The sequence below is a fragment of the Arthrobacter sp. Y3221048 genome, from assembly GCF_059092685.1.
Genome location: NZ_JBNHHX010000006.1, coordinates 25,364 through 48,189, shown reverse-complemented (window position 1 = coordinate 48,189; position 22,826 = coordinate 25,364). Strand labels below are relative to the sequence as shown.

The window sequence follows — 22,826 nt, the reverse complement described above, 5'->3', positions numbered from 1 at the left end:
CCCGTCGGCTTGTATAGTCTCTACTCATGCGACACCTCCTTGCGACCGTTGCCGGAAAGGCCGTAAAGGCGGTAGCCAGGCTCCGCGGCGGCGGTTCCGCACTGCCCGGCCTGGTGGCCGAAAAAATCGATCCGCAGTTCCTGCCGCGCACGCTCGGCACGCTGCCGCGCGGCGTCGTGGTGATCAGCGGAACGAACGGCAAAACCACCACCACCAAGATGGTGGTGGAGCTGCTCCAGGGCCAGGGCCTGAAGGTGTTCACGAACCGCACGGGCAGCAACTTCACCCGCGGCGTGGTTGCGTCCGTGCTGGGCGACTCGGACGCCCGGGGCCGGCTGGATGCGGACATCGCCGTGTTGGAGCTGGACGAGGCCCACGCGGTTCACTTCGTCAAACTGGTGGCCCCGCGCTACAGCCTGCTGCTCAACGTCATGCGCGACCAGTTGGACCGCTTCGGCGAAATCGAAACGACTGCGGGATTCCTCCGGCAGATCGCGGCCGCCACGACCGAGGCGGTGGTACTGAACCGTGAGGACCCGCGCATTGCGGCCCTGGCCGGCGCCGTGGCGGCGCCGCGGATTGAATACTTCGGCCTGGCACCGCAGCTGCGCCACATGTTCCCGCACGACGACGAAATGCGGACCGCGTCTGCCGGCCCCTCCGCCGACACCGCCGCCGAAGCCGACCGGCCGAGCGCCGACGTCGTGCTGTCGGCCTGTGAAGGGGCCGCCGCAACCTTCCAGCTGGACGGACGCGCGATCGAGCTCGAGCTGAAGCTGACCGGCGTCTACAACGTGTTCAATGCCGCCGCGGCGATGGTGCTGGCGCGGACCGTGTTGGGCCCCGCCGTGGACGAGCCGGCGCTGCTGGCCTCGCTGGAGAACGTCACCCCGGCTTTCGGCCGAGGCGAATCGCTGACCGTCAACGGCCAGCCGCTGGACCTGGTGCTGGTGAAGAACCCGTCCGGCTTCCGGCTGGCACTGAAGTCCTTCCCCGCCGCCGGCTTCCGGACCATGATCGCCATTAACGACAACTACGCCGACGGGCGGGACATGTCCTGGCTGTGGGACGTCGACTTCGATTCGCTGCGGGACACCGGCGTGGCCGAGGTCTCCGGGGTCCGGGCGCACGACATGGGCCTGCGCCTCTTCTATGAGGACGTTCCGGTGGGCCGGGTGGACACGGACCTGAATGCCTCGCTGCAACGGTTTATCGCGGGCGGTCCGGATACGCCGAAGCGCATCTACTGCACCTACACCGCCATGCTGGCGCTGCGCCGCGAGCTGGGCAAACTGACCGAAGTGGAAGTGGTCTCCTGATGGACGCGCCTGTTATCGACCTGCTCCAGCTGTACCCGCGGGACATGAACATCTACGGCGACTGGGGCAATGTCCTGGTGCTGCGCAGGCGCCTTCAGCTGCGCGGCTACGACGTCCGGCTGCATGAGTACAACCCCGGCGACACGTTCCCGGAGCAGGTGGACCTGATCGTGGGCGGCGGCGGCCAGGACTCCGGCCAGAACAAGATCCAGACCGACCTGCTGGCCCAGGGCAGCCGCCTGCGGGAGCTGGCCGAGGACGGCCTGCCGATGCTGGCCGTCTGCGGCCTGTACCAACTGTTCGGCCACCGGTTCACCACCCACACCGGCGAGGTCATCACCGGCATCGAGCTGCTGGATGCCGAAACCGTGGGCGGGCCCGTCCGGCTGATCGGCAACACCGTGCTCGAAAGCGGCGAGTTCGGCACCATCATCGGGTACGAGAACCACAGCGGCCTGACCACCCTCGGCAGCGATGTCCGGCCGTTCGGACGGGTGGCCAAGGGCCAGGGCAACAACGGCACCGACGGCACCGAAGGAGCCCGCTACCACAACGTCATTGCCACCTACCTGCATGGTTCGCTGCTGCCCAAGAACCCGGCCGTGGCCGACTACCTGATCCGCCACGCCGTCGAGCGGCGCTACGGCAGCTTCAACGACGTGGCGCTGGACATCCCGCACGAGGCCGAAGCCCGCGCCGACGCAGCGGCCCGCCCGCGCTGACGCAGCCGGTCGGCGCCACGGCGGTTCAGCCGCCGGGGGGCGGCGTCATTCGCCGCTGAGCAGCCACTCACGGGCGATGTCCGTCGGGGCACCCATCGACTCGACGGTCGCCTTGGTCCGGTGCCGGCTGGCCGCGTCCGCCTGTTCGGACACGCACCATTCGCCGGTCTTCGCGGCCGCTGCCAGCGCATCCGCCGCCACCGGGCACCAGCGGTGCCCGGGTCCGTCGAACGTGGCCGGCAGCCAGTCCAGCCGCGCCACGTCCCAGGCACCGCCGTCGTCGGCCTGGCTGAACTGGGCCCGGACCATCAAGCCCTCGGTGTTGAGGATGTTCGGCGTTGCATGCGCGGCGATGGTGTTGCCCAGCCCGTAGACGATCCACGTGCCGTTGTGGCGCTCCATCGGCTGGACCGAGTGGCTGTGGTGCCCGTACACCAGGGAGAACTCGCCGCTGTCGGCCAGCGCGTGTGCGGCCTCCTGCTGTTGCGGGCTGGCGTAGTCGGTGTATTCGTCTCCGGCATGGACCGCTCCCAGGACGATGTCCGCGCCCTGCGCCCGGGCCTTCCTGGCCTTGGCGATCATGGCCGCCGGATCCAGCATGTCCACCTGCCACGGCCGGTCCGGCACCAGCCCGTTCAGGGAGAACGTGCCGGTGATGACCGCGATCCGTGCGGCCGGGGTGTCCAGGACCAGCACGTCCTCCGCCTCCGCCGCGCTGCGGTAGGAGCCGGTGTGTTCCAGGCCGCGCGCGTCCAGCGCGTCCAGGGTCCGTTCCAGGCCGGCGGTGCCGTGGTCGAACGCGTGATTGCTGGCCGTGGTGCAGGCGTCGTAGCCCACGGCGGTGGCGGCGTCGAGGATCTGCGGCGGCGCATTGAACGCCGGGTAGCCGGAGTACGGTCCGTCGGCCCCGGCCAGCGGGGTTTCCAGCTGGCAGACGGCGAGGTCCGCGGTGTCCAGGTACTGCTCCTGGGCGGCCAGCATCGGCTCGAAGTCCAAGGACCCTTTCCCGGTCTGCCGGGCGTCCGCGCCCGCCTGCTCCCAGAGCGGCTCATGCAGCAGCAGGTCGCCGGTGAGGGCCACGGTCGCGCAGCGGATTCCCGGACAGTCCGGGCCCGCTCCGGCTGTCACCGCCGGCGCCGGGGCGGGCTTCGGCGTGGAGGACGACGGCGGAGCCTCTCCCGCGCCACCGCTCCCCGGCAGGCCGGAGACGGAGGGCACCGCAGCCGGCGCGGTTCCGGGCGGGCCGCCGGCCTCCGGTCCCGGGCTGCAGCCGGCCAGGAGCAGGGCCGCGATGGCCACTGCCGCCGCCGCCGTGACGGGCGCCCTCGTCCCGGCTGGGCGATGTTCCCGCGGGTACGGTGCCCGGCGCCCTTCGCGCGGGCCGGTTTGCGCCGACGGCATGCCGGCCACGCTAGTGGTCCTGTTCCCGGCTGATCAGCAGTTCGTGGGCGCCGTGCCCGGCAGCGCCCATCGATTCCACCGTGGTCTTGGTTCGTTCACGCGACGCTGCATCCGCACCCTGGGATGCACAGACGCCCTGCGGCCTGTCCGCGGCCACCGAGCACCAGCGCAACGGGCTGGCGGTGATCAGGCTGGGCGCCCACGCCAGGTCGCTGACCAGCCATCCGCCGTCGATGCCTTCACTGAACTGGGCGCGCAGCACCAAACCTTCGTTGTTCACCTCGTACCACGGCGACAGTTCGGTGACGCCATTGCCCAGGCCATAGGCGATCCACGTGCCGCGGTACTTCTCGATCGGCAGCACCGAGTGGGTGTGGTGGCCGTAGATGAGGGTGAACTCGCCGCTGTCCGCCAGGGCGTGGGCCACCTCTTCCTGCTGCGCACTGGGGACGGACGCATACTCGTCCCCGGCATGCATGGCGCCCAGCACGATGTCTGCGCCGCGCCCGCGGGCTTCCCTGGCCTTGCCGATCATCGCGTCGGCGTCCAGCTTGTCCACCTGCCAGGGATGTTCGGGCGCCAGCCCGTTGTGCCCGTACGTGCCGGTGATCACGGCGATGTCCGCGCCGCCGGCCGCCAGGATCAGCGGCTCGCCCGCATCCGACCGGTTTCGGTAGGACCCGGTGTGCGCCAGCCCCCGGTCGTCCAGGGCCTCCAGCGTGCGCTCCAGCCCGGCCGTTCCCTGGTCGAGGGTGTGGTTGCTGGCCGTGGTGCAGGCGTCGTATCCCACCGCCTTGGCGGCATCCAGGATGTGCGGCGGCACGTTAAAGGACGGATAGCCGGAGTACGGCCCGTTCTCGTGGGCGACCGGTGTCTCCAGGTGGCAGACCGCCAGATCGCTGCGTTCGAGGTAGGCGCGCTGTCCCTCGAGCAGGGGTTCGAAGTCCATCGGCCCGTTGCCGGTCTCCGCCGCGTCGGCCGCGGCCTGTTCCCACAGTCCCACGTGCACCAGCATGTCCCCGGTCACCAGCACCGACGCGCAGCGCAGCGTGGGGCAGCCGGCCACGGCGCCGTGGGTCGGTTCCTCCGCGGGTGTCGCGGTGGCGGTGGCGGGCCTGCCGGCAGCGTCCCGCGACGGACCCGGCGCGCCCCGGCCGGAGGGCGTGGACTGGCCGGAGGGCACCCCGGACCGGCCCGCGCCGTCGGCCACTACCCCGCAGCCGGTGGCCAGCGCGAGGACCGCGGTTGCCGCCCCCAGCGCAACCGCGGCCCGCCTGGTCCGCACCGGGAGCCCCGTCCCCTCGGGCGGCTGCCTGTTCATGCCGCAAGTGTAAGTCCGGATGTGGCGTGGCTCACGGCGGCGCGTCGGCGTGCCCTCGGCCAATACGGCAAAGACGCCGGGCACCCGTGGCACAGTGGTGGCATGGCCAACCCCTTCCTGGAACCCAGTCTCCTCCCCTATGAGCTGCCCGATTTCGCCGCGATCCGCCCGGAACACTATCCGGCGGCGTTCGAGGCCGGCTTCCGCGAGCAGCTGGCGGAAATCGAGGCGATCGCGGCCAACCCGGCACCGGCAACCTTCGAGAACACCGCCGTCGCCTTCGAGCGGTCCGGCCGCACGCTGTACCGGGTGAGCGCCGTGCTGGACAACTTCGCCGCCGCGGACGCCACCGACGACGTGATGGAGCTGCAGCGGCAGATGGCCCCGCAGCGGGCCGCCCACCGGGACAACATCTACCTGCATGCGTCTCTCTACCGGCGGGTCTCGGCGGTCGACGAAACCGCAGAAGGCCTCGAGGGCGAAGACCTGCGCCTGCTCACGGAGCTGCGCAAGAAGTTCCGCCGGGCCGGCGCCCAGCTTCCGCCGGCGGACCAGGAGCGGCTGCGGGTGATGAACGTGGAACTGTCGGAACTGGACGCGGCGTACTCGCGGGAGCTGCTCGCCGCAGGCAATGCCGCCGCGGTGCATGTCACCGACCCCGGGCAACTGGCCGGGCTCGCCGACGACGACCTGGCCGCCGCGGAGCTGGCGGCGCGGGACGCCGGTTACGGGGACGGATGGCTGCTGGCGCTGACCCTGCCGACCGCCCAGCCGTCGCTGGAAACGCTCACCGACCGCGGCACCCGCCGTCGCCTGCACGAGGCATCGGTGGGCCGCAGCGAAGCCGGCAACAGGACGCTGGAGCTGGCGGCCCGCACGGCGGAGCTGCGGGCCGAGCGGGCCGCACTGCTGAGCTATGCCAATCACGCCGAGTATGTGCTGGACGGGCAGACGGCGCCCTCGCTCGCGGCGGTGCAGGACATGCTGGCGCGCTTGGTCCCGCCCGCCGTCGCCAACGCCCGCGCCGAGGCGGAGATCCTCGCCGAGGCGGCCGGCCACCCCCTCGAACCGTGGGACTGGGCCTTCTATTCGGAGGCGGTGCGCCGCCGCGACTACAGCGTGGACCTGGCCGGGCTGCGGCAGTACTTCGAGCTCGAACACGTGCTCGCCGACGGCGTCTTCTTCGCCGCGAACCGGCTGTACGGACTGCGGTTCGAAGCACGCCCGGACCTCACCGCCTACCATGAGCAGGCGCGGATCTGGGAAGTGCTGGACGACGACGGCGCCCGGCTGGGCCTGTTCATCGGCGACTTCCATACCCGGGACACGAAGAACGGCGGAGCCTGGATGGATTCGCTGGTCGAGCAGTCCCGCTTGCTGGGACAGCGGGCCGTGGTCATGAACAACCTGAACATCCCGCAGCCCGCTCCCGGCGAGCCGGCCCTGCTCAGCTACGACAACGTGGTGACGCTTTTCCACGAATTCGGCCATGCGCTGCACGGCCTGCTGTCCCGCGTGAAGTACCCCAGCCTCTCGGGCACCAACGTGCCCAGGGACTTCGTGGAGTACCCGTCGCAGGTCAACGAGATGTGGATGCTGGAACCGGAGGTTGTCGGCAACTACGCCAGGCACCACCTGACCGGCGAGCCGCTGCCGCGGGAGGTAGTGGACCGCATCAAGGCGGCGCAGCTGTGGGGCGAAGGCTTTGCCACCACCGAGTACCTGGCCGCGTGCGTGCTCGACCTGGCCTGGCACAGCCTGGCCGCCGGGCAGCGGGTCGAGGATCCGCTGGCCTTCGAACGCCGGGCCCTGGCCGACGCCGGAATCGACCTGCCCCTGGTCCCGCCGCGCTACCGCACCGGCTACTTCAAGCACATCTTCGCCGGCGGCTACGCGGCGGGCTACTACTCCTACATCTGGAGTGAAATCCTGGACGCCGACACCGTGGCCTGGTTCGCGGAAAACGGCGGGCTGCAGCGCAGCAACGGGGACCGCTTCCGCCGCGCATTGCTCTCGCGGGGCAACAGCATCGATCCGCTGCAGGCCTTCCGGAGCTTCCGCGGCCGGAACGCCGACCTGGCACCGCTGCTGGCCCGGCGCGGGCTCGATCGGGAGAGCAGCTCCCCGGCCGGCCGCGGGGGCGCCCGGTAACGGGGCGGGGACGTCCGTTAACGGCGAACGCCCGGCGCCGCACTTTCGTACGGGACCGGGCGTTCGCCGTCGTCGGTGTTTACCAGCCGCGCTCGGCGAGGCGGTGCGGCTCAGGAATCTCGTCCACGTTGATGCCGACCATGGCCTCGCCCAGGCCGCGCGAGACCTTGGCGATGACGTCGGGGTCGTCGTGGAAGGTGGTGGCCTTGACGATCGCGGCCGCGCGCTCGGCCGGGTTGCCGGACTTGAAGATGCCCGAGCCGACGAACACGCCGTCGGCGCCCAGCTGCATCATCATCGCGGCGTCGGCCGGGGTGGCGATGCCGCCGGCGGTGAACAAGACCACCGGCAGCTTGCCGGTCGCGGCGATTTCCTTGACCAGTTCGTACGGGGCCTGCAGTTCCTTCGCTGCCACGTACAGCTCGTCTTCGGGCATCGCCGACAGGCGCTTGATCTCGGCGCGGATCTGGCGCATGTGGGTGGTGGCGTTGGAGACGTCGCCGGTGCCGGCTTCGCCCTTGGAACGGATCATGGCCGCACCCTCGTTGATGCGGCGCAGGGCCTCGCCCAGGTTGGTGGCGCCGCAGACGAAGGGAACGGTGAAGTTCCACTTGTCGATGTGGTTGGTGTAGTCGGCCGGGGTCAGCACCTCGGACTCGTCGATGTAGTCCACGCCGAGGGACTGCAGCACCTGCGCCTCGACGAAGTGGCCGATGCGGGCCTTGGCCATCACCGGGATGGAGACGGCTTCGATGATGCCGTCCACCATGTCCGGATCGCTCATCCGGGACACGCCGCCCTGGGCGCGGATATCCGCCGGAACGCGCTCAAGGGCCATCACGGCCACGGCACCGGCGTCTTCGGCGATGCGGGCCTGTTCGGGGGTCACGACGTCCATGATGACGCCGCCCTTCAACATCTCGGCCATGCCCCGCTTGACCCGGCTGCTGCCGGTTACGGGGGCGTGAGTCGAAGTTTCTTCACTGCTGGACACTAAAAGCCCCTAGGAGTCGGTAGGAAACGTACATCTCATCATACGTCCGGCCCGGCGCGCAGGGTCACCGATGACGTAACCTTCCTGGCCGTCCGGTGCGGGCCGCCGTCCGCCGGGACCGCGGCGGGCCGGGCGGCCGGCGGCCCCGGGCGGATCAGGCCGTTTGCTGGGTCTGCCGGTAGACGGCCAGGATCCGCTGGGCCACGGTCAGCAGGCTGGCGGCGGCCAGCAGCACCAGGACCACCAGCAGGACCACTTCCGGCAGGCCCAGCCCGGTCAGTCCGGTGAAGACCAGGACGGACACCAGGCGTTCGGAGCGTTCGGCCAGGCCCACGGCGGCCGTACAGCCAAGCGATTCCGCCTTGGCCCGAGCGTAGGAGACCAGCGAGCCCAGCAGCAGGCAGACGAGGGCGGAGACGGCGATGGCCAGGTTGTCCCCGCCGGTGAAGAACCAGATGGCCACACCGGCGAACACCGCGCCGTCGGCCAGCCGGTCGAGGGTGGAGTCCAGGAAGTTACCCCAGCGGCTGTTGCGTTCCAGCATGCGGGCCATCAGGCCGTCCACCATGTCGGAGAAGACGAACGCCGTGATGAAGACCGTTCCCCAGAACAGCTCCCCGAGCGGGTAGAACACGAGCGCCCCCACGGAGACCCCGAGGGTGCCCACGATGGTGACGGCGTCGGGCGAGACGCCCATCCGGATCAGGGCACGGGCCAGCGGCGTGAACAGTTTTCCGAAGAATCCGCGCGCGTACTTGTTGAGCATCGCCGCGCTACCGTGCCGGCCAGGCTTGGGCTACCTGCTTGCGGACCTCGTCCAGGGTCTCGGTGATCGCCTTGGTCTGCGCGATGATCGGGAAGAAATTCCCGTCGCCGCCCCACCTGGGCACCACGTGCTGGTGCAGGTGCGCCGCGACCCCGGCGCCCCCGGCCGCACCCTGGTTCATCCCCAGGTTGAAGCCGCTGGGGTTTGCCACCTTCCGCAGGACCCGCATCGCCGTCTGGGTCAGCTCGGCGAACTCTGCTGTCTCCTCCGCGGTGATGTCCGTGTAGTCGGGCACGTGGCGGTACGGGCAGACCAGCAGGTGCCCGGGGTTGTACGGAAACAGGTTGAGCACCACGTAGGCGAACTCGCCGCGGTGGACGATCAGCGATTCCTCGTCCGGGCGGGCCGGAGCCATGCAGAACGGGCACTCGTCCTTGTTCTTGAACTGGCCCTGGCCGCCCTTGACGTAGGCCATGCGGTGCGGCGTCCAGAGCCGCTGGAAGGCATCCGGCACGCCGGGCAGCTCAAAGCCGTCCGTCACCTCATCGCCGGTCCGGTCGGTCATGGCTTCGGTCGTCTCGGCCATCGTCAGTTGCCGCGCCTGGCTGCGGCCTGCACGATGCGGGACACTGCCTCGTCCACCGGGATGCCGTTGTCCTGGCTGCCGTCGCGGAAGCGGAAGGAGACGGCTCCGGCTTCGGCGTCCTCCCCGCCGGCGATCAGCACGAACGGAACCTTGTCCTTGCTGGCGGTGCGGATCTTCTTCGGGAAGCGGTCCGAGCCCAGGTCCGCTTCGGCGCGGATGCCCTGGGCCTTCAGCTTGGCCACGATCTCCAGCATGTAGTCGTTGAACGCCTCCGCCACCGGGATGCCGACCACCTGGACCGGGGCCAGCCAGGCCGGGAAGGCGCCGGCGTAGTGTTCGATCAGCAGGCCCATGAAGCGCTCCACCGAGCCGAACAGGGCGCGGTGGATCATCACCGGGCGCTGGCGGCTGCCGTCGGCTGCCTGGTATTCGAGTTCAAACCGTTCGGGCAGGTTGAAGTCCAGCTGGATGGTGGACATCTGCCAGCTTCGCCCGATCGCGTCGCGGGCCTGCACCGAAATCTTGGGGCCGTAGAAGGCCGCCCCGCCCGGGTCCGGCACCAGTTCCAGGCCGGACGCCTCGGCGACCTCGGCCAGGGTGCGGGTGGCCTCGTCCCACACGTCATCGGAGCCCACGTACTTCTCCGGGTCCTTGGTGGAGAGCTCCAGGAAGAAGTCGTCGAGCCCATAGTCCTTGAGCAGGTCCAGCACGAAGTTGAGCGTGGTGGTCAGCTCGTCCTTCATCTGCTCGCGGGTGCAGTAAATATGCGCGTCGTCCTGGGTCATGCCGCGCACGCGGGTCAGGCCGTGGACAACCCCGGACTTTTCGTAGCGGTAGACGGAACCGAACTCGAACAACCGGAGCGGCAGCTCGCGGTAGGACCGGCCGCGCGAGCGGAAAATCAGGTTGTGCATCGGGCAGTTCATCGGCTTCAGGTAGTAGTCCTGGCCGGGCTTGACGACCTCGTTGGTTTCGGGATCGCGGGTCTCGTCCACATGCATGGGAGGGAACATCCCGTCCCGGTACCAGTCCAGGTGGCCGGAGACCTCATACAGGTTGCTCTTGGTGATGTGCGGGGTGTAGACGAATTCGTAGCCCGCCTCGGTGTGCCGCTGCCGCGAGTAATCCTCCATCGCCTTGCGCACGATCCCGCCCTTCGGGTGGAAGACCGGCAGGCCGGAGCCCAGTTCATCCGGGAAGGAGAACAGGTCCAGTTCGGCGCCCACCCGGCGGTGGTCGCGGCGCTCCGCCTCGGCCAGCCGCTCCTGGTAGGCCTTCAGGTCTTCCTTGGTGGGCCAGGCGGTGCCATAGATGCGCTGCAGCTGCTTGTTCTTTTCGTTGCCCCGCCAGTAGGCGGCGGCCGAGCGGGTCAGCGCATAGGCGTTGGAGATCAGCTTGGTGTTGGGCAGGTGCGGCCCGCGGCAGAGGTCCTTCCAGACCACTTCGCCGCTCTTGGCGTCCACGTTGTCGTAGATGGTCAGTTCGCCGGCACCCACTTCGATGCTGGCTCCCTCGCCGGCCTCGTCGGAGTGGCCCTTGAGCCCGATCAGCTCTTCCTTGTACGGCTCCCCCGCCATCTCGGCGAGCGCGTCGGTCTCGGAGACGGCGCGGCGGACGAAGCGCTGGTTGGAGTTGACGATCTTGAGCATCATCTTCTCCAGCTGCTTCAGGTCCTCCGGGGTGAAGGGCTCATCGACGTCGAAATCGAAGTAGAAACCGTCGGTGATGTACGGGCCGATCCCGAGCTTGGAGTCCTTGCGCAGCTGCTGCACGGCCTGGGCCATCACGTGCGCGGTGGAGTGGCGCAGCACGTTCAGTCCGTCCGGGGAGTCGATGGTCACGGCTTCGACCTTGGCGCCGGCCGGGATCGGCTGATCCAGGTCCTTCAGCTCGCCGTCGACGCGGACGACGACGACCTCCCGTCGGGCGCCGTAAAGGTCGGCCCCCGTCGTGCCCTCGGTCACCTGGTTCTCTTCGCCGTCGACGATGAGGGTGATGTTCTGGGGCGCTGACACAGAGGTCTCCTTATGGTGGATGTAAGCCGTTACAGCAGCGACATACTTGGGCGCTGCAAGCCTCTACGATCGTATCCGCTGTCGAGTTGCCCGACCAACACCGGCGCGGCAGGGGCGGCGCGCCCGCGAAGGCCGGCCGGCCGCTTCCGGCCGGCGGGATCACCCTGCCGGTTCCCGCTGCTTCCGGCCGGCGGCGTCACCCTACCCGGTTCCCGTGGCTTCCCGCCGGCGGTGGGTGGTGCATCACCGTGGCTTCCGGCCGGCGGCGTCACCCTGCCCGGTTCCCGTGGCTTCCGGCCAGCCAGGGTTCGGCCGGAACGCGGTGATCCAGTCCTTCCGCGGCCATGCGGCGGGCAAGTTCGCCAGTTCCCGGCTCTTCCTGGCGGTCGGCGCCCCTGCCTTGTGCCGGTGTTGCGGGCGCACGGCCCGCTCCAGGCCCGGAAGGGACAGGGTTGCCCGGCAGCGGCAGGCCGGCGGTGTCCGAAAGGTCCCACGCCTCCAGCGCCTGCAGCCCGATCCCCCTGGGTCCGGTCCGCCGGGTGAGGCCGCGGATGAGCAGCATCTCGGTGCCGAACAGCAGCGGGCCGGAGCGTTCCTGGGCTTCCTGGAAGAAGGTGGCGTCCACGCAGCCGGTGCCGTCGTCCACGCTGATGAAAACCACCCGCCGGCCGCCGCGCATGGGCGGGGTCTGGGTGGCAACACGGATACCGGCCACCATCACTTCGCTCCCGTTGCGCAGGTGCAGCAGGTCCTTGGCCTGGGTGACGCCGAGCTGGGCCAGCAGCGGCGCGTAGCTCTCCATCAGGTGGGAGCTGGCGTCGATCGAGAGCAGGTCCAGTTCGGTGCGCACCTTGTCCACCGTGGTAGGTTCCGGGAAAACCGGGACGAGATGGCGCAGCTCCAGATCCCCCAGCGGCAGGGACAGCTGGCCCTCGGTGGGCTGGTAGCGCTGGGGAACCGGGCGTGCGTCCGGCTGGTCCAGATGGTAGACCAGATCCGTCCGGCTGGCCGCCCGGCCGCCGCGTTGGCCGGTCCTGCGGTTCAGTTCGTCGAAGGCCCCCAGCTGGGCCAGGCGTTTCAGCGCGGGTTTGCCGACCTTGGCCCGCGCCCGCAGGTCGGCCAGCGATTCGTACGGCTGGCCGGCAACGATGCGTTTGAGCTCGGCCGCCGAGAGCCCGTAGATGCCGGTCAGGCTAAGCCGGATCCCCAGCTTTTCCCCGGTGCCGGAAGGAACGCGTTCCACCTGGTAGCGGTCCGTGCTGCAGTTGATGTCCAGCGGCAGGATCGGGATGCCCAACCGCCGTGCTTCGGCCACCAGCAGGCGCAGCGGGTACATTCCCGGATCATGCTGCCATAACCCGGCCAGGAAGGCCTCGGGGTGGTGGGCCTTCAGCCAGGCCGTCTGGTAGGTGGGCACGGCGAAGGCGGCCCCGTGGGCTTTGCAGAATCCGAAGCTGCCGAAGGACTTCAGCGTGCCCCACACCGCGTCGACCACCTCCGGCGGATACCCGCGGTCCAGCGAGGCGTTGCGGAAGTATTCCTCCACCGCCGGTTCGGCTTCCTCGTTGCCCAGCAGCCGGCGGAATTCGTCCGCCTTGGCCAGTCCGCAGCCGGTGAATACGTCGAAGGTCCGCAGGACCTGTTCGTGAAAGATCGTGACGCCGTGGGTTTCCTTCAGCACCGGAATCAAATCAGGGTGCGGGAAGCGCTCCGGCGCCCAGCCATGGCGGTGCTCTAGGAACGGCCGGACCATATCCGATTGCATCGGGCCCGGCCGGAACAGCGAAATGTCGATAATCAGGTCGTTGAAGTCCCGCGGGGCCATCTTGCCCACCAGCTCGCGCTGCCCCGGTGATTCGATCTGGAAGCATCCCAGGGTGTGGGTGCTGCGGATCAGCTCGTAGGTCGGTTCATCGTCCAGCGGGACCCGTTCCAGGTTGATGGTCCCGTCCGCGGCAATGTAGTCGGGCCCGGTCCCGTCCTCGCCCACCGGGTGCCGGCCGGCTGCCGTCACGGCGTCCTTGTCCGGATGGATGCGGGCTATTTCCTTCAGCGCGTAGGCGATGGAACTCTGCATCCGCACGCCCAGCACGTCCAGCTTGAGCATGCCCATCGGGTCCATGTCGTGTTTGTCGAACTGGCTCATCGGCAGCCCCAGCCCGCTGGGCTGGGTAGGGGTGCGGTCCAACAGCGAGGTGTCGCCCAGGATCACCCCGCAGGGGTGCATGGAGATGTGCCGGGGCAGCCGGTCCAGCCGTTCGGTCAAATCCACCAGCAGGTCCAGCTGCTGGTTCTGCTCCACCTGCGCGGAAAACGCGCGCAGCTCCGGCTTCTCTGCCATCGCCTCACGGAACTGGCGCGCGGAGAACCGCCACAGCTGTTTGGCGATGCCCGAAATCTCCTCCTCCGGCAGCCCCAGCGCCAAGCCGGCGTCGCGGACCGCCCCGCGGGCACGGTAACCGTTCTGCATGCTCATCAGGGTTACCCGCTGGCTGCCGAAACGGTCGAAGATCCTTTGGTAGACGTTGTGCCGCTCTGCGCTTTCCACATCGATGTCGATGTCCGGCAAGGTGGAACGGTCCTGGGAGAGGAAGCGCTCGAAGATCAGCCCGTGGTCCAGGGGGTTCACGTGGCTGATGTAGAGCAGATAGTTCACCAGGCTTGAGGCGCCCGACCCCCGGGCCGCGGCGCGCACGCCCATCCCGGTGATCATGCGCGACACTTCGGCCACCGTCAGGAAGTAGGAGGCGAAGCCCAGCCGCGAGATGATGCCCAGCTCATGGGCCAGCCGGTCCCGCAGTTCCTTCTCGGCCCGTCCGGAGATTCCGCCGAACCGTTCGGCGATGCCGGTTTCGCAGCGCTGCACCAGCTCGGCCACGGGATCCCCGTCGATCCCGATGACAGAGGCTTCGGGGACCACCGGGCGCTTGAAGCCCATGTCTTGGTAAGGATCCATGCGGCACCGGTCGGCCACCGCTTCCGTCGTGGCCAGCAGGCGGATGACGTCCTTGCTTCCGCCGCCGGCTGCCTGCACGATTTCCCGCGCCAAGGCTTGCATCCGGTCGGGGGATTTCAACCAGCCCTGGGCGCTCGGCTGCAGATCCGGCAGCTTGGACAAGGCTGTCAGCGCCCTCGCCGAGTCCAGCACATCGGCGGTGGCGGCTCCGTCCTCTTCGCAGTAGCGCACGGCATTGGTCAGCACTGCCGGCAGATTCAGCTCCCCGGCCAGGTTAAGCATCCGCACCGCGTGGGCGGTACTGAGATTCTCCCCCGGGGCACTCAGGTGGGAGACGATTTCCACCACCAGCGACCCGCCCGGCAGACCGCTGCGCCAGCGTCCGGCCAACCGGCGGGCTTCGGCGTAGCTGCGGCGGCGCAGCGCCTGTCCGACGTCCGAAAAAGGGCCCAGCAGCACCGTCAGGGCCGGTTCGCGGTCCGGAACACCGGCATGCCGGGCGAGTTGATCCACCGTCACGCCGGGCGTCCGGCGGCTGGCCGAGCGCCCGCGGGCAGCTGTGCCGGCATGGGCTTCCGATACCAGGCGGCAGAGCGCATGGTAGCCGCTGCCCTGGTTTCCGCCATGGGCCAGCACCACAACGCGGCCGGTGTCCCGGCCGCCGCCGTCCTGGACGGCCAGGTCCACGCCGACTATCGGATCCATCCCCGTCGCCAGGCACGCCTTAAGGTGCTTGACCGTGCCGTAGAGGCCGTCCCGGTCGGTGCAGGCCAAGGCGTCGGCTCCGAAGGAAGCGGCCGCTGCGGCCAGTTCCTCCGGCCAGGAGACACCGTAGTGCGCACTGAACGCCGTGGATACATGCAGGTGGGTAAAGCTCATGGACATTCCAAACAACGGTTGGGGCACAGGATGGGTATCCGGCGGACTGCCGCGGGGAACCGGGTGCTGGATAAAAGCCGGCGGGAACCGGGGTGCCGTCAGGCGCTCAGCTCCCGGACGGCATCATGGACGCGGATCAGGCGCCAGCGCCCGGTATCCACCTGATGGGAGAGGTCCAGGGTGCGGATTTGTGACCGGCCATTCAGCCGCGCCTGCACCCGCCAGATCTCATGGTCCACCAGCCCTGCGCCCCTGCCCCGTTCCGCGCGCAGTTCCTCCGCCCACCATTTGCGGCGTTCGTACCAACGCACCGGTTCCGCGACGATCCGGTAGCTCCTGCCCTGCCAGCGCAGCCGGAGCGGCTGTCCGGCAGGGGAACACACAACGTCAACTGCTTCACTGAAAACACCCATGTCCCAGTCGCCTTTCATCTGGACAACGGGTCATAATCCCCGGCGAGCGCCCCTGCCAACACGCCCGCCGAAGAACTTGACCCTCTTATTCTATTCGAATATGTGTTCGAATCCAAGGTCAAGCGTAGGTACGGGCACTGACAAAATCGGGGCCGCAGGCCGACGGCGGTAAGCGCGCAGCGGTTCGGCGGCCGGGGGCCTGCCTAGCCGTCGTGCTCGGCGAGGTATTTCACGTCGCCGACCAGCTTGTCCCACATCAGCTTGGAGTGTTCCGCCGCTTCGGCGGTGTCGTTGTTGTCCTGCGACAGCGTGAACTCTGTCCCGCCCGGGACTTCCTCCAGCGTCCAGACGAGACGGTGGTAGTTCTCGGGTAAGTCCTCCCGGCCGGACAGCGGACTAAAGTGCGTGACGACCAGCCGCCGTCCGGGTTCGAACTCCAGCACCTGGCCCTTGTCCTCGTACGCCTCGCCCTCCCACTCACCCCGCCATCGAATGGGCCCGCCGACGCTCCAATCGGTCTGCACGTCGGTGCCGAACATAAACCCCCTGATGGCTTCGGGGTCCGTGATCACCGACCAGACACGGTCCGGCGGCGCCGCGATGGTTGCCGTCGAGCTGGCCACGTACTTTCCAGGCATTGGATCCTCCCCTGAGCCCCGCTTCGGCGGCGCGGGTCCGGCTACTCCGTCCCAGCTTCCAGCAGCCGGGGCCGGCGCACAATGACCGCGGGGATGCGAACGATGGGGCGCACCTCGTTTCCCGGCCGCCGGCCGGCTCTCATGCCGCCTCGTCGATGAGGTCGGGCCCGTTGTTGCGCACGTTGTTGACCTTCGAACTAACCCGCCGCGGGACAAGATGCGGTTCGGGCATGGCCTCCAGCAGCTGCTGCACGTCGGCTTCGGATGTCGTTTCCGGATCCAGCCAGTCCGCATAGAGGCCGGGCGGAACGATCAGCGGTGTCCGGTCATGGATATGCCCGAGCGCATCGGCCGCCTGGGTGGTGATGATGGTGCAGGTCCGCAGCCACTTCTCCGGGTGGTCTTCGGGCAGGGCAGGGTCCGGCCAGTTCTCGAACAAAGCGGCGAAAGCCAGCGTCTCTTCGTGTTCGCCGTGAAGGTAGGTCGGAATCTTGCCCTCGTCGGTCTTTTGCCATTCAAAATACCCGTCGGCAACGAGCAACCCGCGTTTCCTGGCCGCCGCCTTGCGGAACGAGGGTTTCTCCGTCACGGTCTCCATGCGTGCATTGATCAGGCGCGCGCCGGACCGGGGGTCCTTGGCCCACGGGGGCACGAGACCCCACCTGGCCAGGATGAGTTTTCTCGATATTCCCTCACCGCCGGGTCCCTTGCGGTCGATGATCAGGGGGACGTCGTCGGTCGGTGCCACGTTGTAGGAGGGCTGGATCTCTTCAACGTAGGACTCGTCGACGTCGAACGAGGCCACCAGGTCGCCGGTGCTCCGGGCCATGACGTATCTGCCGCACATGCCTCCATTATGGTCCAGTTCCGCGGCGGAACCCCGGCGCGGGCCCGAAAAGCCGCGGCCGCCCGAGTCGGGATCTCCCGCCCGGCCGCCGCCACCGCCGGCGCCGGGAATGACCGGGCCGGGCGGGACGTTGATATGATCACAAGCTTTCACCGAAAAGGAGCCATCTTGGACTACACACCCGCTGACGGAACCGTCACCATGTTCTCCACCACCTGGTGCGGATACTGCCGCCGCCTGAAGACCCAGCTCGATGCCCAGGGCATCGGCTACACGGAAATCAACATCGAAGAGGTCCCGGGCACCGCCGAACTGGTCGAGAAGATCAACGGCGGCAACCAGACGGTACCCACCCTGCTCTTCCCGGATGGCAGCAGCGCCACCAACCCGCCGCTGGCGCTGGTCAAGGAGCGCCTGGCCGTCTAGCCAGCGCACGCTCCGCCGGTCGTCTTCGAACCGCGGGCCCAAGGGGCGCCGCAGTTTCCATAACAATCGTTTTGGAAATTGTGGCGCCCCTGTTTTCTTCCTAGGATGGGCAGGACGGCCGACGACGGCCTCGCCAGACTTCGCTAGGAAGGAATCACTCCCGCATGGTTCACAAGGTTCGGGCAGTAGTGGCCCTGGAAAAGAATGCTCCGGTCTCCATCGAAACCATCCTGGTCCCCGATCCGGGCCCGGGCGAGGCGCTGGTGGACATCCTCACCTGCGGCGTCTGCCATACCGATCTGCACTACAAGCAGGGCGGGATCAACGACGACTTCCCCTTCCTGCTCGGCCACGAAGCCACCGGCGTGGTCAGCGCCGTCGGCCCCGACGTGACCAACCTGGCCCCCGGCGACCGCGTCATCCTGAACTGGCGCGCAGTGTGCGGCGAGTGCCGGGCCTGCCGGCGCGGTGAGGCGCAGTACTGCTTCAACACCCACAACGCCACGCAGAAGATGACCCTCGAGGACGGGACCGAGCTCTCCCCCGCCCTGGGCATCGGCGCCTTTGCCGAGAAGACCCTGGTGGCCGCCGGCCAGTGCACCAAGGTGGACGACGACGTCGACCCGGCCGCGGTGGGGCTGCTCGGCTGCGGCGTGATGGCAGGCATTGGCGCGGCGATCAACACCGGCGAGGTCAAGCGCGGCGAATCCGTGGCCGTGATCGGTTGCGGCGGCGTGGGCATCGCTGCCATCGCCGGCGCGAAGCTGGCCGGCGCCACCACGATCATCGCCGTCGACATCGACGACAACAAGGTGGAGCTGGCCAAGTCGCTGGGTGCCACGCACGGCATCAACTCCAAGGAACAGGATCCGGTGGAAGCCATACAGGCGCTCACCGGCGGCAACGGCGCCGACGTTGTGATTGAAGCCGTCGGCCGGCCGGAAACCTACAAGCAGGCCTTCTACGCCCGCGACCTCGCCGGGCGCGTGGTCCTGGTGGGAGTGCCCACGCCGGACATGAAGATTGAACTGCCGCTGCTGGACGTGTTCGGCCGCGGCGGCTCGCTGAAGTCCTCCTGGTACGGCGACTGCCTGCCGTCCCGCGACTTCCCCATGCTGGTCAGCCACTACAAGCAGGGCAACCTGGACCTGGATGCCTTCGTGAGCGAGCGCATCGGGCTGGACCAAGTGGAAGAGGCCTTCCAGAAGATGCACGAAGGCAAGGTCCTGCGTTCGGTGGTGGAAGTAGCATGAGCGTGGCAATCGAAAACCTGGTCACCTCGGGCACGTTCTCGCTGGACGGCGGCACCTGGGACGTGGACAACAACGTCTGGATCGTCGGTGACGGCGACGAGGTCGTCGTCATCGACCCGGCACACGATCCGCAGGCCATTGCCAATGCCGTCGGCTCCCGGACGGTGAAGGCCATCCTGCTCACGCACGGTCACGACGACCATATCCGCGCCGTCGGTGAATTCCGGGACCTGGTGAAGGCACCGGTCTACCTGCACGACGCAGACCGGATGCTCTGGGACGCCGTCTTCCCGGACAGCGCACCCGACCACGCAATCGAGGACGGCGATACCTTCGAGATCGCGGGGGCGCGGCTGCAGGCCCTCCACACCCCCGGCCACTCCCCCGGCTCGGTCTGCTTCCACCTGGCATCGGAGAACGTGCTGTTCAGCGGCGATACGTTGTTCAACGGCGGTCCGGGAGCCACCGGCCGCAGCTACTCCAGCTTCGAGACGATCATCGAGTCGATCAAGGGCAGGCTGCTGACGCTGCCGGCCGAGACTACGGTGAACACCGGCCACGGCGATGCCACCAGCATCGGCGCCGAAGCTCCGCAGCTCGACGAATGGATTGCCCGCGGCCACTGAGTAGGTCCGTGCACAGTCCACCTGCACCGCCCGTGCCCCGCCGGATTCCGGTTCGGGTGCGGGCGGTGTGCTGTCCGGGGTCTGCTCCGGCCGCCGGCGGCGGCGCGATCCGCGCGCGACGACGGTGCGGCCATCCGATCAGCCGCCAATGTAGTGCATCTCTACCCTTTGCCCGGGCCAGCCGGTGGCCGGGGGCGCCTCGCGCGGCCCTCGACCGGTCCCGCCTTCGGCTGCGACGCCCTTGGTGGCCGCGCTGCGCAGTTCGGAGTAGCGGTCCGAGCGGCCCCGCCAGGCGCCGGACAGCACGCGCCCCAGTTCGTCGTCGTCCGCGCCGCCGCGCAGCAGGGCGCGCAGATCTGTTCCGCCGGTGCCGAACAGGCAGGTGAACAGCTTCCCGTCGGTACTCAGCCGGGCGCGGGTGCAGCCGTGGCAGAACGCCTGCGTGACGCTGGAGATGGTCCCGATTTCGCCGCCGCCATCGCGGTACCTGAAGCGTGTGGCCGTCTCTCCGGCGTAGCGGGGTGCCAGCGGTTCCAGGGGAAGGTCGGCATCGATCCGCCGCACAATCTCGGCCGACGGGACCACCTGCTCCAGGTTCCAGCCGTTGGTCGAGCCCACATCCATGTACTCGATGAACCTGACGATGTGGGGTGTCCCGTGGAAGTGGCGCGCCATAGCCAGGACGCCGCCGTCGTTCTGGCCGCGCTTGACCACCACGTTGACCTTGACCGGGCCCAGCCCGACGGCGCCCGCGGCCTCGATGGCCTCGAGCACGGCGGCGACGGGATAGTCGACGTCGTTCATGGCGCGGAAGGTGGCGTCGTCAACCGAATCCAGCGAGACGGTCACCCGGGACAGCCCCGCCGCCTTGAGCGCCTCCGCCTTACCGGCGAGCGCCGAGCCGTTGGTCGTCATCGCCAGGTCCAGCGGACGGCCTTCGGGCGTGCGGAGTTCGGCCAGCCCGGCGATCAGGTCTTCGATCCCCCGCCGCAGCAGCGGTTCGCCGCCGGTCAGCCGGAGCTTTTCCACTCCTTCCGCGGCCGCGATCCGGGCCACCCGGACGATCTCGTCGAAGGTCAGCAGCTGGTCCTTGGGCAGGAACACGAAGTCGCGTCCGAATACTTCCTTGGGCATGCAGTAGACGCAGCGGAAGTTGCACCGGTCAGTGACGGAGATCCGCAGATCCCGCAGGGGCCGGCCCAGTGCGTCGTTGAGGGTGTGCGGACCGTGCTGCGCTGGCCCGTCCATGGTGTGCCTCCGCTGCCGGGACTCGAGGTCCCCTCCAGACTAGGCTGGCCGGGCGTCGACTACAACGGGGCCGGTTCCGGGACCCGCAGGCGCGCCAGCAGGTCGGGAAACGCTCCGTCCGCCACGTCTGCGTAGCCGGCGTACGCGGCCCGCAGCGCCTGCTCCACCGGGTCCACGCCGAGGCCGGGCAGCAGGTCCTCGGCCGCGCCGGCCGTCGCCGGATCCCATTCCAGGCCGAGTGCGTCATAACTGGCCGTGAGCACCTCGCGCAGCGGCGCCGAGTCCTCCACCACCACGACGGAGGAAAACAGCCAGGCACCGGCGACGACCCGCTGCGCGGTGCCCACCAGCTTGATCCGGCGCAGGGGATCAACCGGGAACGCGCCGTGGATACTGAACTCTCCCGGGCAGTACTCCCCCGGGATTTCGCCGACGCCGGCCTGCAGCCCGGTCGCGCGCAAACCGCCGGCGATGAGCTCACCGAACCGGCCGAAACGCTGCTTCGCGCCGGCAATGGCGTCGGCCAGCGGCTCCACATGGTCCAGCACCAGGCAGCCGTGGTGGTACGCCGCGGCACGGCCGCCCGCCTTGCGCACCAGCGGTTCGAATCCAAGGTCGCGGCAGCGGCGGGCTGCCTCCTGGAAGCCGGGCAGGTGTGCGTCCCGCTGCCCGAACGCCACCGTGGGTGCCGGGCGGTAGACGCGCACGGTAGCGCCGAGCCGTCCCTGCTTGGCCGCGGCCAGCAGCTCCAGTCCAAACTGCAGGTCCGCCTCCGCGCCGAAAGAATCCGGCTGGCGGACCCAGTCAAGCCCGCCAAGGCCCTGCGCTGACTGCTCCAAAGTGATGCCTGCTTCCTGAACCTGCTGATCCGCGCCGCCGGTCCCGGCGGATGCCCCTGCCATTTTACGGTCCGGGACCGTAAAGTGCCGTCCGCGCCGAGTCCGGGCATTCGAGGACCTTGCCACGGTGCCGGACACGGAATAATAGCCCTGTGACTTCTCCCCAAACCCCGCTCGTGCTGCTCGGCGGCGTCTCCGGTTCCGGTAAGTCCTACCTGGCAGCGCGGTTCGGCCGTCCGCATGTGGAGCTCGACGCGTTCTATCGGGAGATCAGCGAGCACACCGGCGCGTCCCCCATGCCGCTGACCCCGTACGGGGAAATCGACTGGGACCATGCCGACACCTGGAACAGCAGCGCCGCGGCCGGCGCCATGATGGAACTGCTGGAGACCGGCAGCACCCGGATCCCCAACTATTCCATCGCCACCTCCAGCTACAGCGGGCACCGCACCGTGGAACTCGCGGAGGGGCCGGTGATTGCCGAGGGCATCTTCGCCGACGCCGTGCTCGGTCGGCTGCGCGGCCTCGGGGCGGAGGTGGACCCCGTTTTCATCAGGGTCTCCCCCCTCACGACGGCGGTGCGCCGCCTCGTGCGCGACCTGCGGGAGCACCGCAAACCGCTGCCGTTCCTGCTCAAGCGGGGCTGGGCGATCTTCCGTTCCGAGCGCGCCGTGCGCGACCGTTATGTGGCGGCGGGTTTTCGCCCTGTCGCCAAGCGGCAGGTGAAGAGGGAGCTGGCCGCCCTGCGCCGGACACCGGCCGCCCAGCGGAAGTAGCGCGGCAACCTACTGAAGCAGCGCCCCTGACTATTCGGTCACATCCCACATCCGGCGCCACCATGGCCGCTTGGGCTCGGGCTCCGGTACCTCGCGTGCCGCCGCGGCTGCCCTGGCTGCCCGGCGTTCGCGCCAGCGTTCCAGTTCATACTCCACGTCCCGCGTTTTGGTGATCACCGGCGGACCGCCCTGCAGCTGGCGCCGCGCGTTGACCACCCTGGCGTTGAAGTCCTCCAGGATTTCGCGCACCCGCCGGTCCGATATCTGCTGGTCCAGCCGTCCGTCCAACTCGGCGTCCTCGGTACGCAGCAGCAGGGCTTCGGGGCCCAGCCCCGTGAGGTTCTCGCGCTCGATCAGCCCCTTGAGCCACCAGTCGGGGTCGTACCCGTTGCCCAGGTTGGGGATCGGCTTGCCGGCGTATTTCAGATCGTCGAACTCCCCGCGGGCCATGGCCTCCCGGATCAGGTAGTCCGCGCGCCGGGAGGTGTCCAGCTCCCGGATTTTCCGGTGCTTCTCCTCTTCGGCCTCGGCCCGCTCCTCTTCCTCCGCGTCGGCCTCCGCGTCGGCCGGCCCGCGCTCCCGTGAAGCCCGCAACTCCGCGGCGCGTTCCATCCGCCGGCCGTTGTCACCCGCTGCCCTGCTATTCACCC

20 protein-coding genes are annotated in these 22,826 nt (G+C 68.9%); 7 read left to right on the top strand and 13 right to left on the bottom strand.

Annotated elements, in window-relative coordinates; translation table 11 throughout:
* Positions 1–26: 26 nt before the first annotated feature.
* Together AC5RVS_RS16100 and AC5RVS_RS16095 are read left to right on the top strand one after the other, a co-directional pair.
* Positions 27–1,319, top strand: coding sequence for a MurT ligase domain-containing protein (locus tag AC5RVS_RS16100; RefSeq protein ID WP_493987102.1), 1,293 nt, complete (start codon positions 27–29; stop codon positions 1,317–1,319).
* Positions 1,319–2,041 carry a type 1 glutamine amidotransferase gene (locus tag AC5RVS_RS16095; protein WP_494108886.1) on the top strand — a complete coding sequence of 241 codons (723 nt, stop codon included), beginning with the start codon at positions 1,319–1,321 and terminating at the stop codon, positions 2,039–2,041. The genes AC5RVS_RS16100 and AC5RVS_RS16095 overlap by 1 nt, the downstream gene beginning before the upstream one ends.
* A gap of 45 nt (positions 2,042–2,086) precedes the next feature.
* Here AC5RVS_RS16095 and AC5RVS_RS16090 read toward each other — a convergent pair whose 3' ends face one another.
* Both AC5RVS_RS16090 and AC5RVS_RS16085 read right to left on the bottom strand, forming a co-directional pair.
* The gene (locus tag AC5RVS_RS16090) at positions 2,087–3,442 is read right to left on the bottom strand and encodes a CapA family protein (RefSeq protein ID WP_494108885.1); all 1,356 of its coding nucleotides are present in this window, start codon (positions 3,440–3,442) and stop codon (positions 2,087–2,089) included.
* Between the two features lie 10 nt (positions 3,443–3,452).
* Entirely contained in the window at positions 3,453–4,763 is a 1,311-nt protein-coding gene (locus AC5RVS_RS16085) for a CapA family protein (RefSeq protein ID WP_494108884.1), read from the bottom strand.
* Between the two features lie 102 nt (positions 4,764–4,865).
* On the opposite strand from AC5RVS_RS16085, the gene AC5RVS_RS16080 reads away from it, so the two are divergent.
* Positions 4,866–6,914 (top strand): M3 family metallopeptidase, encoded by a 2,049-nt coding sequence (locus tag AC5RVS_RS16080; RefSeq protein ID WP_494108883.1) that lies wholly within the window; start codon positions 4,866–4,868, stop codon positions 6,912–6,914.
* Between the two features lie 79 nt (positions 6,915–6,993).
* On the opposite strand, the gene pdxS is transcribed toward AC5RVS_RS16080, so the two are convergent.
* The 8 genes from pdxS to AC5RVS_RS16040 form a co-directional block, all read right to left on the bottom strand.
* Complete coding sequence (pdxS, locus tag AC5RVS_RS16075; protein ID WP_493987097.1) at positions 6,994–7,908, bottom strand: pyridoxal 5'-phosphate synthase lyase subunit PdxS; 915 nt, start codon at positions 7,906–7,908, stop codon at positions 6,994–6,996.
* 154 nt (positions 7,909–8,062) lie between these two features.
* A complete protein-coding gene (gene pgsA, locus AC5RVS_RS16070) occupies positions 8,063–8,674 on the bottom strand; it encodes a phosphatidylinositol phosphate synthase (RefSeq protein ID WP_493987096.1) in 612 nt (203 codons plus the stop codon).
* A 7-nt stretch (positions 8,675–8,681) separates the two neighbouring features.
* The gene (locus tag AC5RVS_RS16065) at positions 8,682–9,260 is read right to left on the bottom strand and encodes an HIT family protein (protein WP_494108882.1); all 579 of its coding nucleotides are present in this window, start codon (positions 9,258–9,260) and stop codon (positions 8,682–8,684) included.
* 2 nt (positions 9,261–9,262) lie between these two features.
* Positions 9,263–11,275 carry a threonine--tRNA ligase gene (thrS, locus tag AC5RVS_RS16060; RefSeq protein WP_494108881.1) on the bottom strand — a complete coding sequence of 671 codons (2,013 nt, stop codon included), beginning with the start codon at positions 11,273–11,275 and terminating at the stop codon, positions 9,263–9,265.
* 268 nt (positions 11,276–11,543) lie between these two features.
* On the bottom strand, positions 11,544–15,110 hold the full coding sequence (locus AC5RVS_RS16055; RefSeq protein WP_494108880.1) for a DNA polymerase III subunit alpha: 3,567 nt from the start codon (positions 15,108–15,110) through the stop codon (positions 11,544–11,546).
* 98 nt (positions 15,111–15,208) lie between these two features.
* Positions 15,209–15,523: a DUF6504 family protein gene (locus tag AC5RVS_RS16050; RefSeq protein WP_493977563.1), complete on the bottom strand. Its 315-nt coding sequence runs from the start codon at positions 15,521–15,523 to the stop codon at positions 15,209–15,211.
* Positions 15,524–15,726: 203 nt separating this feature from the next.
* A complete protein-coding gene (locus AC5RVS_RS16045; RefSeq protein ID WP_493987092.1) occupies positions 15,727–16,161 on the bottom strand; it encodes an SRPBCC family protein in 435 nt (144 codons plus the stop codon).
* Positions 16,162–16,300: 139 nt separating this feature from the next.
* Positions 16,301–17,008 carry an SOS response-associated peptidase gene (locus AC5RVS_RS16040; protein WP_493987091.1) on the bottom strand — a complete coding sequence of 236 codons (708 nt, stop codon included), beginning with the start codon at positions 17,006–17,008 and terminating at the stop codon, positions 16,301–16,303.
* Positions 17,009–17,176: 168 nt separating this feature from the next.
* On the opposite strand from AC5RVS_RS16040, the gene AC5RVS_RS16035 reads away from it, so the two are divergent.
* The 3 genes from AC5RVS_RS16035 to AC5RVS_RS16025 all read left to right on the top strand — a co-directional run bounded on the left by AC5RVS_RS16035 (position 17,177) and on the right by AC5RVS_RS16025 (position 19,313).
* A complete protein-coding gene (locus AC5RVS_RS16035; RefSeq protein WP_493987090.1) occupies positions 17,177–17,434 on the top strand; it encodes a mycoredoxin in 258 nt (85 codons plus the stop codon).
* A gap of 164 nt (positions 17,435–17,598) precedes the next feature.
* Entirely contained in the window at positions 17,599–18,687 is a 1,089-nt protein-coding gene (locus AC5RVS_RS16030; RefSeq protein WP_493987089.1) for an S-(hydroxymethyl)mycothiol dehydrogenase, read from the top strand.
* Complete coding sequence (locus tag AC5RVS_RS16025) at positions 18,684–19,313, top strand: MBL fold metallo-hydrolase (RefSeq protein ID WP_493987088.1); 630 nt, start codon at positions 18,684–18,686, stop codon at positions 19,311–19,313. The genes AC5RVS_RS16030 and AC5RVS_RS16025 overlap by 4 nt, the downstream gene beginning before the upstream one ends.
* 138 nt (positions 19,314–19,451) lie before the next feature.
* On the opposite strand, the gene moaA is transcribed toward AC5RVS_RS16025, so the two are convergent.
* Both moaA and AC5RVS_RS16015 read right to left on the bottom strand, forming a co-directional pair.
* The gene (gene moaA, locus AC5RVS_RS16020; RefSeq protein ID WP_494108879.1) at positions 19,452–20,561 is read right to left on the bottom strand and encodes a GTP 3',8-cyclase MoaA; all 1,110 of its coding nucleotides are present in this window, start codon (positions 20,559–20,561) and stop codon (positions 19,452–19,454) included.
* A 59-nt stretch (positions 20,562–20,620) separates the two neighbouring features.
* Positions 20,621–21,400, bottom strand: a complete 780-nt coding sequence (locus AC5RVS_RS16015; RefSeq protein ID WP_494108996.1) for a lipoate--protein ligase family protein — start codon at positions 21,398–21,400, stop codon at positions 20,621–20,623.
* Between the two features lie 152 nt (positions 21,401–21,552).
* Here AC5RVS_RS16015 and AC5RVS_RS16010 point away from each other — a divergent pair, with 152 nt between their 5' ends.
* Complete coding sequence (locus tag AC5RVS_RS16010; RefSeq protein ID WP_494108878.1) at positions 21,553–22,176, top strand: uridine kinase family protein; 624 nt, start codon at positions 21,553–21,555, stop codon at positions 22,174–22,176.
* A 30-nt stretch (positions 22,177–22,206) separates the two neighbouring features.
* On the opposite strand, the gene AC5RVS_RS16005 is transcribed toward AC5RVS_RS16010, so the two are convergent.
* Entirely contained in the window at positions 22,207–22,788 is a 582-nt protein-coding gene (locus AC5RVS_RS16005; RefSeq protein ID WP_494108995.1) for a DnaJ family domain-containing protein, read from the bottom strand.
* Positions 22,789–22,826 lie beyond the last annotated feature (38 nt).